Genomic DNA, 13,179 nt, shown 5'->3' on the forward strand with positions numbered 1-13,179 from the left:
ATGACTACTCAAACCGTCAAATTCCGTGTTTATCGCTACGATCCAGATAAAGACGCTAAACCGTATATGCAAGACATCAGCGTAGAAGTCGATACTACGACTGAACGCAAATTGCTCGATGCCTTGGTGAAATTGAAAGTCGTGGATGAATCATTGTCATTCCGTCGCTCTTGCCGTGAAGGTGTGTGTGGCTCGGACGCGATGAACATTAATGGCAAAAATGGTCTGGCCTGTATTACTGACATCGACACGCTCAAACAGCCAATCGAAGTGCGCCCGCTGCCAGGCTTGCCTGTGATTCGCGACCTGATCGTCGATATGACGCAGTTCTTCAAGCAATATCACTCGATCAAGCCTTACGTAATTAACGACAGCCCAGCGCCGGATCGTGAACGTCTGCAAAGCCAAGAAGATCGTAAAGAGCTCGATGGCTTGTACGAATGTATCTTGTGCGCTTGCTGTTCGACGTCTTGCCCATCGTTCTGGTGGAATCCTGATAAGTTCGTTGGCCCAGCTGGTCTGCTCGCAGCGTATCGCTTTATTGCGGATACCCGTGACGAAGCAACAAACCAGCGTTTGGATAATCTGGAAGACCCATATCGCCTGTTCCGCTGCCACAGCATCATGAACTGCGTGGATGTGTGCCCGAAAGAGCTCAATCCAACTAAAGCCATCGGTAAGATCAAAGATCTGATGGTTAAACGTATTAGCTAATAAAGTGGGTATGTGCCTGTAAATCTTCTAGCTATTGATTTGCAGGCCAATACCCATGTAGGGGGGCACGATGGATGAAGTAGAACTCAAGCGCATTATCTGGCGTTCGCGCCGCGGTTTGTTGGAGCTAGATTTACAGCTTGAACGTTTTGTGAATGAAGTTCTACCGACATTGAACGAGCAAGAACTGGCGGTGTACGAGCAAATTTTGATGCTGCCAGACTGGGATTTCTTAGAGTATGTGAACGGCAAATCGGTCTGTCCAGACCCCGAACTTGCCGTGATGATTGCGCGAATCAGCGCAGCAAACAATAACGCAGCCGGCATTGCCGAGCGCACTACAGAAGCGCTTTAACAGGAGCAACACGATGGAAAAGAAAGTCACGCTGACTTATAACGATGGCCAAAACACGCTGGAAATGCCTGTTTTGAAATCAACATTGGGTCCAGATGTAGTCGACATCCGTAGTTTTTCTAAAACTGGCATGTTTACTTTTGACCCCGGCTTTTTGGCAACTTCAAGCTGCGAATCGAAAATCACTTTTATTGATGGTGATTTGGGTCAGCTTTACTATCGTGGTTACCCTATCGAGCAGTTGGCTGAAGAGTCTGACTACCTCGAAGTGTGCTACCTGTTGATCAATGGTGAATTGCCAACTGCAGCGCAAAAAGCTGAGTTTCAAAAAACCGTGATGAGCCACACGATGATTCACGAGCAGTTGACGGCGTTCTTCAAAGGCTTCCGTCGTGATTCTCACCCAATGGCAATGATGGTCGGTGTGGTGGGTGCCTTGTCTGCGTTCTACCAAGACAGCCTGGATATCAATAATCCAGAACACCGCAAAGTAGCAATGTTCCGTTTGATCTCTAAGATCCCAACGATTGCTGCGATGTGCTACCGCTACAACCAAGGTTTGCCATTCGTTTACCCACGTAACGATTTGAGCTACACCGCGAACTTCATGCACATGATGTTCTCTACTCCATGTGAAAAATACGAACCAAATCCAGTACTGGTTCGCGCGCTGGACGTGATCTTCACGCTGCACGCAGACCATGAGCAAAATGCTTCAACGTCAACTGTACGTCTGGCTGGCTCGTCGGGTGCAAATCCATTTGCATGTATCGCTGCCGGTATCGCTTGCTTGTGGGGCCCATCGCACGGTGGCGCTAACGAAGCCGTATTGTTGATGCTGGACGAAATCGGTTCAGTGGAAGCCGTTCCAGCCTTCATGGAAGGTGTGAAAGCGAAAACGCATAAACTGATGGGCTTTGGTCACCGCGTTTACAAAAACATGGACCCACGCGCCAATGTAATGCGTCGCATCTGTCACGAAGTATTGAATGAGCTCGGTCTGCAAGATGATCCGAAATTCAAACTGGCGATGGAATTGGAAAAAATCGCGCTGGAAGATCCGTACTTCATCGAGCGTAAGCTGTATCCAAACGTGGACTTCTACTCAGGTATCGTTCAATCGGCCTTGGGTATTCCAGTACCTATGTTCACTGTGATCTTTGCGTTGGCTCGTACTGTGGGCTGGATTAGCCACTGGAACGAAATGATCTCTGATCCAGGTATGAAGATCGGTCGTCCACGTCAGCAATACACTGGCGCGGAAAAACGCGATTACGTACCAATGGACAAACGCGGCTAATCCCCGCGGTTCCTGCGCCCTTTTGTGAGTGCATAAGGGCGTAGCTGCATTGACCGGCCTTGCTGCGTTTGCCTATGGGCATCAGCTTGCAAGCAGGGCGGATAAAAACTGGATACACGGCAATGATGAAAGAACTCGAAACTAATTCTCAGCTGTTCGGCGGGAATGCTCCGTTTGTAGAAGAACTCTACGAACAATATTTGATTGATGCGTCTTCAGTTGACGCGCAATGGCGTACTTATTTCGATCAGTTGCAGCAAACGCCGGGTTCAGTAGCCCGTGATGTGGTGCGCGCGCCGATTGAAGAGTCATTCCGCCAATTGGCCAAGCAGTCTGTGCGTGCCGTCGGTGTAGTGGATGAGGCGGCGACTGAGCGCCAAGTTAACTTGCTGCGCATGATTTCAGCTTACCGCATTATGGGTAGCCGCGCTGCCAAGCTTGATCCGCTCAAGCGTATGGAAAAAGGCCCAATCGCTGAGTTGGAACCTAAATCGCACGGTCTGACTGATAGCGATATGGCGATCAAACTCGGCACCAATATTGTCGGCCTAGAGCGCGCAACGCCTACTGAAGTATTGGGCTTTTTGCAGCAAACCTACTGCGGCAATATCGGTCTGGAATACATGCACATCACCACTGGCGAAGAGCGCAAGTGGGTGCAAGACTTTTTCGAGAGCCGCCGCTCACAGCCAAGCTTTAATGTTGACCAGAAAAAACGCATTTTGAAACAAGTAACTGCCGCGGAAACGCTGGAGCAGTACTTGCACAAGAAATACGTCGGTCAAAAACGCTTCTCGCTTGAAGGCGGCGATAGCATGATTCCAGCGGTTGACTACCTCGCACAAGCAGCGGGTGCAGTTGGCGTGCAAGAAATCGTGATCGGTATGGCGCACCGCGGTCGCTTGAACATGCTGGTGAACATCCTCGGTAAATTGCCACGCGATTTGTTTGGCGAATTCGAAGGCCGTTACAACACGCAATTGGCTTCCGGTGACGTGAAATATCACATGGGCTTTAGCTCAGATATTCCGACTCCGGGTGGCCCATTGCATTTGACTCTGGCATTTAATCCTTCTCACCTTGAGATCGTGAATCCAGTAGTTGAAGGCTCGGTACGCGCGCGTCAACACCGTCGTAAAGATCTGACTGGTGATCAAGTATTGCCACTGTTGATACATGGTGATTCTGCGTTCATCGGTTTGGGTACCAACCAAGGTACGTTCAATCTGTCGCAAACGCGTGGTTACGGCACTGGTGGTACGGTTCACTTGGTAATCAATAACCAAGTTGGTTTCACGACTTCGGATATTCGCGATAACCGTTCAAGCTTGTTTAGCACCGACATCGCCAAAATGGTTGAAGCACCGATTTTCCACGTGAACGGTGATGATCCTGAAGCGGTGTGTTTGGTGACTGAAGCGGCGCTGCAATACCGTCAGAAATTCCACAAAGACGTGGTGATTGATCTGGTTTGCTACCGCAAACACGGCCACAACGAAGCAGATGATCCGTTTGTAACTCAGCCAATGATGTACAAAAAGGTTGCCGCTCACCCTGGCCCACGTAAAGTTTACGCTGATCAATTGATCGCTCAAGGTGTGGTAACGCAAGCTGAAGCCGATGGCATGATTCAGGCTTACCGCGATGCGCTCGATCGTGGCGAACACGTTGAACAAACGACGCTGACCGATTACAAACGCTCATACGCAGTGGATTGGACCAAATACTTGGGTACGCACTGGCGTCATCCAGTAACGACTTCAGTGCCACAAGCCGATTTGGTGCGATTGACTGAGAAATTTACTCAGTATCCAGCGGATTTCAAATTGCGCGGCAACGTTGAAAAGATCGTTAAAGAACGCACTTTGATGGCCAATGGTGAGGCGCCAGTGGATTGGGGTATGGCTGAGCATTTGGCTTACTCAACACTGTTGACTGAAGGCATGGGCGTACGCATTTCGGGTGAGGACTCAGGTCGCGGTACGTTTAACCACCGTCACGCCGTATTGCACGATCAAAACCGTGAAAAATGGGATCATGGCGTTCATGTTCCGCTGCAAAATCTGTCAGAAAACCAAGGCCATTTCTTGGTGATCGACTCGATTTTGAATGAAGAAGCGGTATTGGCTTTTGAATACGGCTACGCATGTTCAGCGCCCGATGAATTGACGATCTGGGAAGCGCAGTTTGGTGACTTCGCCAACGGTGCGCAGGTAGTGATCGACCAGTTTATTACTTCTGGCGAAACTAAATGGGGCCGTTTGTGTGGTCTGACGATGATCTTGCCGCACGGCTACGATGGTCAAGGTCCAGAGCATTCATCTGCGCGTGTTGAGCGTTACCTGCAATTGTGTGCTGAGCACAATGTGCAAGTATTGATGTTGTCTGAATCAGCGCAAATGTTCCACGCCTTGCGTCGTCAGATGCTGCGTCCATATCGCAAGCCTTTGATCATCATCATGAGCAAAAAGCTGTTGAAAGCGAAAAACGCGTGCAGCCCAATCGAGCACTTCACCAGCGGCGAATTCCGCCCAGTGATTGGCGAAGCACAAGAATTGGATGCGAAGAAAGTGAAACGCGTGATCTGCTGCTCAGGTCAGGTTTACTACGATCTGCTCGCTGGCCGCACCGAACGCGAAATGAAAGAAATCGCGATCGTGCGTGTTGAACAGTTGTATCCGTTCCCAGCTGAAGAGCTGCAAGCGGAATTGCAAAAATATCCAAATGCCAAAGAAATTATGTGGGTACAAGAAGAGCCACGTAATCAAGGTGCATGGCATCAGATCCGTCACCGCCTCGAAGCGGTGCTGGAGCCCAAACAGGTTTTGACCTTCGCGGGTCGCCCATCTTCGGCTTCACCTGCGGTTGGATATATGAGCAAACACAACGCGCAGCTCAAAGCCTTTGTAGAAGAAGCAATGACTCTGTAATCACGACGCGGCCTCCCGGTGGAGTGCCGCGTTTTTTAGCGTTTTGCCGCCGCTTTTTGAAGCGGGCACACGAAAACAAAGAATTTAAAATTGACTGGAGTGAACTCAATGATCATCGAAGTTTTAGTACCTCAGCTGCCAGAATCTGTTTCCGAAGCCACCTTGATTTCTTGGCGTAAAAAAGTCGGCGAAGCAGTTGCTCGCGACGAAAACCTGATCGATTTGGAAACCGACAAAGTCGTGTTGGAAATCCCAGCGCCACAAGCCGGCGTATTGGTTGAAATCGTACAAGCTGACGGCGCGACCGTGGGTAGCTTGGATGTGATTGCAAAAATTGACACTGCTGCTGTAGCCAGCGCTGCGCCAGCACAAGCCGCTCCTGCAGCAGTTGCTGCGCCAGCCGCTGCTGCGGTTCAAGCGGCACCAGCGGGTGGCGCGAACGCGATGCCTGCTGCGAAGAAAATCGCGGCTGACGCTGGTGTAAACGTGAACGACGTCGCTGGTACAGGCCGTGGTGGTCGTGTATTGAAAGAAGACGTGCAAAACCACTTGGCGAAACCAGCTGCGCCAGTTGCACCAACGCCAACGGGCGATCGTCCAGAACAACGCGTTCCAATGAGCCGTCTGCGCGCTCGTGTAGCTGAACGTCTGTTGCAATCTCAGCAACAAAACGCGATCTTGACCACATTCAACGAAGTAAACATGAAGCCGTTGATGGACTTGCGCAACAAGTACAAAGACAAATTCGAGAAAGACCACGGCGTGAAATTGGGCTTCATGGGCTTCTTCGTGAAAGCTGCAGTAGCTGCGTTGAAAAAATACCCAATCGTGAACGCATCGGTTGATGGCAACGACATCGTTTACCACGGCTACTTCGACATCGGCGTAGCGGTTGGTAGCCCACGCGGTTTGGTAGTACCTATCATCCGTAACGCAGACCAATTGTCTTTGGCTGAAATCGAGAAAACGATTGCAGATTTTGGTAAACGCGCGCAAGAAGGTAAATTGGGCGTTGAAGAGTTGACGGGCGGTACTTACACGATATCAAACGGCGGTACTTTCGGCTCAATGATGTCTACGCCAATTATCAACCCACCACAAGCTGCGATCTTGGGTATGCACGCCACTAAAGAGCGCGCAGTGGTTGAAAACGGTCAAGTGGTTGCTCGTCCAATCATGTATCTGGCGCAGTCTTACGATCACCGCATCATCGACGGCCGTGAAGCAGTATTGTCGCTGGTTGCAATCAAAGACGCGATCGAAGACCCAGCTCGTCTGTTGTTGGATATCTAATTGACGGTGGGGTATGTGGATAAAATCCATATACCCATTTGTTTGCATGAATATACCCATTGATTGCATGGTTGGTGGGTTGAGATAGGACTTAAAATGTCACAATCTTTTGACGTTATCGTAATTGGCGCGGGCCCTGGCGGCTACGTTGCGGCGATTCGCGCAGCACAGCTGGGTTTTAACACCGCGTGTATCGACGAATTCAAAAACAAAGAAGGCAAAGCCTCACTCGGCGGTACTTGCTTGAACGTGGGTTGTATCCCATCCAAAGCCTTGCTCGAATCATCTGAAAACGTAGAGCGTGTTGAGCATAAATTTGCTTCACACGGTATTACCGTTGAAGGCATGAAATTTGATGTTGGCACGATGCTGGCGCGCAAAGAAGGCATCGTGAGTAAGCTGACGCAAGGTATCGGCTACCTGTTCAAAAAGAACAAAGTCGCCAGCCTGCACGGCCACGGCAAGATCTTGGGTCGCAACGGTGATAAATGGCAAGTTGAAGTAGCGGACGGCGATAAAGTTGAAGTCGTTGAAACCACGCACATCATCTTGGCAACCGGCTCAACGCCACGCCAATTGCCACAAGCTCCCGTTGATAACGTGCTCGTTCTCGATAACGAAGGCGCGCTGTCGATTCCTGCCGTACCAAAACGCTTGGGCGTGATCGGCGCGGGCGTTATCGGCTTGGAAATGGGCTCGGTATGGAAACGTCTGGGTTCTGAAGTGACTATTTTGGAAGGTGCGCCAGGTTTCCTGATGGCCGCTGACGAAGCGATCGCCAAAGAAGCGCACAAGATCTTCACCAAAGATTTGGGCTTGGTCATCAAGACTAGTTTGAAAATTGGCAACATCACCAAAGGTGAAAACGACGTTACCGTTGAATACACCGACGCGGAAGGCAATGCCTTTACCGAAGTGTATGACAAGCTGATCGTGTCGATTGGTCGTTTGCCCAACACTTGGAATCTGGCGGCGGAATCAGTGGGCTTGCCACTCGATGAGCGCGGCTATGTGATTGTGGACGGCGATTGCCGTACTAGCTTGCCAAACTTGTGGGCGGTCGGTGACGTAGTACGTGGTCCGATGCTGGCGCACAAAGCGTCGGAAGAAGGCGTGGCTGTGGCTGAGCGTATCGCAGGTCAGCATCCTCACATCGACTTTAACAACGTGCCTTGGGTTATCTACACCAGCCCAGAAATGGCTTGGGTTGGTAAAACCGAGCAGGCATTGAAAGCGGAAGGCGTTGAGTATAAGAAAGGTCAATTCCCATTTGGCCCGAATGGCCGTGCGCTTGGCTTGGGTGAAACCGCGGGTTTCGTTAAAATGCTCGCTTGCGCGAAAACTGATCGTATCTTGGGCGTACACATCATTGGCCCATTTGCGTCTGAGTTGATTACTGAAGCTGTGGTTGCGATGGAATTTAACGCTTCGGCTGAAGACATTGCACGTATCGTTCACGCTCATCCTTCATTGGCTGAAGCGATGCACGAAGCAGCGCTAGGTTGCGATAAACGCGGTCTGCACTCTTAAGTTTTAAGCAAAAATGCCCACGCGGCGTTACCGCGCCTTGCCGTACTTGGTGTACTGTCTGCGGCGTTACCGCGCCTTGCCGTACTTGGTGTACTGTCTGCGGCGCGGTGCCTAGCGTGAACATCTTTGCGGCTTAAAGTAAAAATTTGTAGGGCGGGTGAGGGTGTATGCTCTCACTCATCATGCGGTACCAATTGGTGGGCGACTTCGTTGCCCACCCTACAACACTCTCCTCACAAAGGATAAATAGAGATGAATCTGCACGAGTATCAAGCCAAGGAATTGCTGGCTAAATATGGTCTGCCAGTACAACGCGGCATTTTGGCTGCATCTGGTGAAGAAGCTGCTGCTGCTTATGACACTTTGGGCGGCAAATTTGCCGTAGTTAAAGCCCAAGTTCACGCCGGTGGCCGTGGTAAAGCGGGTGGCGTTAAAGTGGTGAAAAGCCGCGAAGAAGCTGCCGCTGAAGCGACTCGTTTGATCGGTACCAACTTGGTTACTTATCAAACTGATGCAGATGGCCAGCCAGTTCACAGCGTATTGGTATGTGAAGACATGTACCCAGTACAGCGCGAGTTGTACCTTGGCGCAGTCGTAGATCGCAGCTCACAACGCATCGTATTTATGGTTTCAACTGAAGGTGGTGTTGAGATCGAGAAAGTTGCTGAAGAAACGCCAGAAAAAATCATCAAAATCGAAGTTGATCCATTGGTAGGCATGCAGCCATTCCAAGGCCGTCAAGCCGCTTTTGCTTTGGGTCTGGAAGGCAAACAAGTTACAGCGTTTACTAACCTGATCTTGGGTTCTTACAAAGCATTCGTTGAAAACGACTTTGCCTTGTTTGAGGTAAACCCATTGGCATTGCGTGAAAACGGCGAATTGGCTTGTGTTGACGGCAAAATCAACCTCGACTCAAACGCACTGTTCCGTCACCCAGAATTGCTGGCGCAGCGCGACAAATCACAAGAGAACGAGCGCGAAGTAAAAGCTTCTGAGTTCGAACTGAACTACGTGGCTTTGGAAGGCAATATCGGTTGTATGGTGAACGGCGCTGGCTTGGCGATGGCCACTATGGACATCATCAAACTCAAAGGTGGCCAACCAGCTAACTTCTTGGACGTTGGTGGCGGCGCAACCAAAGAGCGTGTAATCGAAGCGTTCAAACTGATCTTGGCTGATTCATCAGTACAAGGCGTGTTGATCAATATCTTCGGTGGTATCGTTCGTTGCGACATGATTGCTGAAGCGATCATCGCTGCAGTGAAAGAAGTCAACGTAACAGTACCTGTGGTAGTTCGTCTGGAAGGTAATAATGCCGAATTGGGCGCGAAGATCCTCGACGAATCAGGTCTGAAACTGACTTCAGCCCAAGGCCTGAACGACGCAGCCGAGAAAATCGTAGCTGCGGTCGCTGCTTTGTAATCTCAGCACAAAGGAAAAAAAATGAGCGTTTTAGTAAATAAAGACACCAAAGTGCTGGTGCAAGGTTTCACTGGCAAAAACGGTACTTTCCACGCTGAACAAGCGTTGAAAGTAGGCACAAAAGTAGTTGGCGGTGTGACGCCAGGTAAAGGCGGCTCAGAGCACCTTGGCCTGCCAGTATTCAACACCATGCGTGATGCAGTCGCTCAGACTCAAGCTGACACTTCTGTGATCTACGTACCTGCTGCCTTCGCAAAAGACTCAATCTTGGAAGCGGTTGATTCAGGCGTTAAATTGATCGTATGTATCACTGAAGGCGTGCCAACGATTGACATGCTGTACGTGAAAAAAGCGGTTGATGAAGCCGGCATCCGTCTGATCGGCCCTAACTGCCCAGGTATTATCACTCCGGGCGAATGCAAGATCGGTATTATGCCTTGGCACATCCACAACCCAGGTCGTATCGGTATCGTTTCACGCTCTGGTACATTGACTTACGAAGCGGTAGCACAAACGACTGCTTTGGGTCTGGGTCAATCAACGTGTATCGGTATCGGCGGCGACCCAATCCCAGGTTTGAGCCACATCGACGCACTGAAACTGTTCCAAGACGATCCTGATACTGACGCGATCGTAATGATCGGTGAGATTGGTGGTTCTGCCGAAGAAGAAGCGGCTGAATTTGCTAAGTCTTACGTGACTAAGCCTGTTGTTGGTTACATCGCTGGTGTTACTGCGCCTAAAGGCAAACGTATGGGCCACGCAGGCGCGATCATCTCTGGCGGTAAAGGTACTGCTGAAGAGAAATTCAAAGCCTTCGAAAACGCAGGCATCGCGTACACACGCAGCCCAGCTGAAATCGGCAAAACGATGTTTGAATTGCTGAAATCAAAAGGCATGATCTAATTCATTAGCTGAATTGATCTAAATAAAAAGCCACCTTCGGGTGGCTTTTTTCTTGATGTATATGGCTGAATCTCATGTTGTATCCGGCTTGTGGAGATATACCTGCTATTGCTTGGGTGGCTCGTCACCCTCACAAAAATCCACTACTTTGAGTTTGACCGTTGCATATTCTTGCTTGCCTGCCAAATCGGGCCATTGCATACCCAATAACACGCGGCAGCCGTTGGGCGACACCAGCATCTTACTGGTTACCGCATCGCTGAGTTTGATGGCTTTCTCGGCTTCACCAAACGGTGCTAAATAAAGCCCATGCCATTTGAAGGGGGGTAATTTACCGACTCCAACATCCCTGTTCGTATCGGCTGAAAACGACTCCCTGAATGCTCATAACCCCCTTGTGCCGGAGTCCATCCCTCAGGTCTACCGGGATATGAGCTCGGAAATTGTTTCTGCAGTTTGCCCTCTGAGAGTAACCAGACTTGCTGGGGACTATCTTTGGCCCAAAGGGCGCCTGCTGAAGGACGATTGAAAACCAAATAGCCTTGCTTGAGCCAGCGCATCGGGAAAATTGCGGCAGAATTACTCACCCGCTCATCTTCCAGCATCACTTTGGTGTAGCCCCGTTTCGGATTTGGATTTTCTTCCTTCCATTTTTTATAATTGCGAGCCTCTGTCCATTCGCCCTTAGACAAGACGCCATCATCTTCATAGAGCATCAAACCAAACCGACCGGGCTCGTATTCCAAGCCTGACTTGGGGAGATCTGCATAGTACTGGCAAGAAAACGGATTGATGTAGCCCCATTCAGTTGAAATCCACCCTGGGCGTTCTTCCTTGCGAAAAGGTTGATATTCCTGCAACGGTTGGCCCCAAATACCCATAGCATAAAAATCGCCGTAATAACCCTTGATTCCTTTTCTCTCAAGGTCGATTTGCACCCAACGCGAGCGTGGATCGAGGCAAGTTATTGCCCCTGTGATATTTTCATGCAGTATCTCTTTGCCTTCATTAAGCCTATGTTCAACTAACACGCGTTCGAAAGGATCACCAGCTAAATTCATATGCCTGCGCTGATGGCTACACAGTATCGTTTGATCATCCAGCCAGAAACAAAGTCCATCTCGCGGAAAGTCGACCACCTTGAGTACACCTTTAGGCACTGGTGGATCACCGCGAAAAGCATTCAAGAGCCCCGCTGAGGCCACGCTAGATACGGTCAGCAGCATACTGACCAGCATGATATTTAGTCCCATGTTTGGCTCGCTTCAATATCAACAGTGCGCACACCTTGGCGCAGAATTTGGGGTAAATCACTGATCGCGTAGACTTTTTGCGCTGGATTACTCAGGCAAGGTTCAGTGCGATATTCAATCGTGCGCCAAGCCGTAGGTGGGCCGTCTGCGAGTTGCAAGGGCTGGTAGCCACCTTTCCAGCGCACATCCATGCACTGAAACCCAAGACGCTGTCCGGTTTCAAATGCGCCCACGAGCGTATAAAAATCCAGCCAATTGCGCCCCGTGGCCATCGTGCCGCCCAAGTAGTAAATCACGTAGCGGTTCGTCCCTTCAGTCGTAACCGCCTTCACTGAGTAGCCGGTGTAGTAGCCATAGCCATAATTGAGCTGCTTGAAGCGCTGAAACTCACCGTAATTGACGCAGCCCGCCAGTACGGCGCTGAAAAATAGTACGCCCACAGCGCGGCCAATGCCGACCAATCTAGTCATAACATCAAAGGGATTGAGTAAGAAATGTTGCAATTATGCCGTAATCGAAGGCTGGATTAAATTTAAGCCTTACTGAGTGTGCTGTTGTCGACGTTGATAATCTGCGAACGCTTGCGCGAGCTTGGCTGATACTTGTGGCGGATCGCCTAATCCAAATTCCTGCTGCAATTTGGTTTTGTTGCTGTCCATATAGTTAATCACCTTGGCCAGATTGGCTTGCTGCTTGGCGAAGAAATTATTTTGCTCGGTGAGTAGTGTGGCACTGTGGGCAAAATGGCTGGCAAAGTCGCTGACCGCTGCGGCTGCGGCGGCGGGTTGTTGCTGCCAGAGCGCGCTTAATTTTTGTGTATCAAGCTGCGCCATATTGGTGACAGGGTCAATCGTTAGCCCCAGCACTGCCATACCCTGAATGCCTTGCTGCGCGCCGTGAAACGGGCTGGCGATGCTTTGGGCCAGTTCATAGCGGGCCACTTGCGCCGCTTGCGTGCTCGCCAGTATCTCGGGGTCTTGCAGGTCGGCGTCAAAATTGCGTCGCCATTGATTGTATTGATCGGCCAGATTTTGTAATTGCGTCTTCACGCTGGCAAAGTCTGCCGTCGCGTCGATTTTACTGAGTGATGTTGCCGCCTGTGCCAGCTCGTCCACACCGGTTTGCATATCGCTCAAGCGCGCCGACTGCGCGGGGTAAATCACGCCCAGCTGATTGATATACGACATCATTTGATAGGCGCTTTCGGGGTCGGGCAGCGCGAGATTACGGCCTATTGAGTTGATTGTGCTGGTCGCCGATATACCGGTGGTGGTATTGCTTGCGGCAACTTGACCTGATTGCTGTGTAGCCAGATACCCACTGGCCAAGCTGGCAATGTCAAAGGCTTGCTGTGGTTTTGCTAGCGCGCTGACAGTTTGGGTTTTGAATAGCGCGATTTGCTGCGCCAGTTGCTTGAGATCGTGCGTATTGATACTCATCAGCTTGCTCCCGCTGGGTCGTCATGTCATTAAAGCA

Annotated in this window: 12 protein-coding genes; 8 read left to right on the plus strand and 4 right to left on the minus strand. The window is 50.4% G+C overall.

Annotation, left to right across the window (positions count from 1 at the left end):
- The 8 genes from HQ393_RS02980 (at position 1) to sucD (ending at position 10,450) form a co-directional block, all read left to right on the plus strand.
- Positions 1 to 714 (plus strand): succinate dehydrogenase iron-sulfur subunit, encoded by a 714-nt coding sequence (locus tag HQ393_RS02980; protein ID WP_179357381.1) that lies wholly within the window; start codon positions 1 to 3, stop codon positions 712 to 714.
- A gap of 70 nt (positions 715 to 784) precedes the next feature.
- Positions 785 to 1,069, plus strand: a complete 285-nt coding sequence (locus HQ393_RS02985) for an FAD assembly factor SdhE (RefSeq protein ID WP_179357382.1) — start codon at positions 785 to 787, stop codon at positions 1,067 to 1,069.
- A 13-nt stretch (positions 1,070 to 1,082) separates the two neighbouring features.
- Positions 1,083 to 2,369, plus strand: coding sequence for a citrate synthase (gltA, locus tag HQ393_RS02990; protein WP_179357383.1), 1,287 nt, complete (start codon positions 1,083 to 1,085; stop codon positions 2,367 to 2,369).
- A gap of 122 nt (positions 2,370 to 2,491) precedes the next feature.
- Positions 2,492 to 5,299, plus strand: a complete 2,808-nt coding sequence (locus HQ393_RS02995) for a 2-oxoglutarate dehydrogenase E1 component (protein ID WP_179357384.1) — start codon at positions 2,492 to 2,494, stop codon at positions 5,297 to 5,299.
- Positions 5,300 to 5,407: 108 nt separating this feature from the next.
- Complete coding sequence (gene odhB, locus HQ393_RS03000) at positions 5,408 to 6,592, plus strand: 2-oxoglutarate dehydrogenase complex dihydrolipoyllysine-residue succinyltransferase (protein WP_179357385.1); 1,185 nt, start codon at positions 5,408 to 5,410, stop codon at positions 6,590 to 6,592.
- A 96-nt stretch (positions 6,593 to 6,688) separates the two neighbouring features.
- Entirely contained in the window at positions 6,689 to 8,122 is a 1,434-nt protein-coding gene (gene lpdA / locus HQ393_RS03005) for a dihydrolipoyl dehydrogenase (RefSeq protein ID WP_179357386.1), read from the plus strand.
- 252 nt (positions 8,123 to 8,374) lie between these two features.
- Complete coding sequence (sucC, locus tag HQ393_RS03010; RefSeq protein WP_179357387.1) at positions 8,375 to 9,544, plus strand: ADP-forming succinate--CoA ligase subunit beta; 1,170 nt, start codon at positions 8,375 to 8,377, stop codon at positions 9,542 to 9,544.
- Positions 9,545 to 9,565: 21 nt separating this feature from the next.
- Positions 9,566 to 10,450: a succinate--CoA ligase subunit alpha gene (gene sucD / locus HQ393_RS03015; protein WP_179357388.1), complete on the plus strand. Its 885-nt coding sequence runs from the start codon at positions 9,566 to 9,568 to the stop codon at positions 10,448 to 10,450.
- 105 nt (positions 10,451 to 10,555) lie between these two features.
- Here sucD and HQ393_RS17870 read toward each other — a convergent pair whose 3' ends face one another.
- From HQ393_RS17870 to HQ393_RS03030, 4 genes are all read right to left on the minus strand, one after another.
- Entirely contained in the window at positions 10,556 to 10,690 is a 135-nt protein-coding gene (locus HQ393_RS17870) for a hypothetical protein (protein WP_281361481.1), read from the minus strand.
- 56 nt (positions 10,691 to 10,746) lie between these two features.
- Positions 10,747 to 11,703, minus strand: a complete 957-nt coding sequence (locus HQ393_RS03020; protein ID WP_179357389.1) for a hypothetical protein — start codon at positions 11,701 to 11,703, stop codon at positions 10,747 to 10,749.
- The gene (locus HQ393_RS03025; RefSeq protein WP_179357390.1) at positions 11,694 to 12,173 is read right to left on the minus strand and encodes a hypothetical protein; all 480 of its coding nucleotides are present in this window, start codon (positions 12,171 to 12,173) and stop codon (positions 11,694 to 11,696) included. The genes HQ393_RS03020 and HQ393_RS03025 overlap by 10 nt, the downstream gene beginning before the upstream one ends.
- 69 nt (positions 12,174 to 12,242) lie before the next feature.
- Positions 12,243 to 13,142 (minus strand): flagellar filament capping protein FliD, encoded by a 900-nt coding sequence (locus HQ393_RS03030; protein WP_179357391.1) that lies wholly within the window; start codon positions 13,140 to 13,142, stop codon positions 12,243 to 12,245.
- Between the last annotated feature and the right edge of the window lie 37 nt (positions 13,143 to 13,179).

The sequence above is a fragment of the Chitinibacter bivalviorum genome (assembly GCF_013403565.1).
Lineage (GTDB): Bacteria > Pseudomonadota > Gammaproteobacteria > Burkholderiales > Chitinibacteraceae > Chitinibacter > Chitinibacter bivalviorum.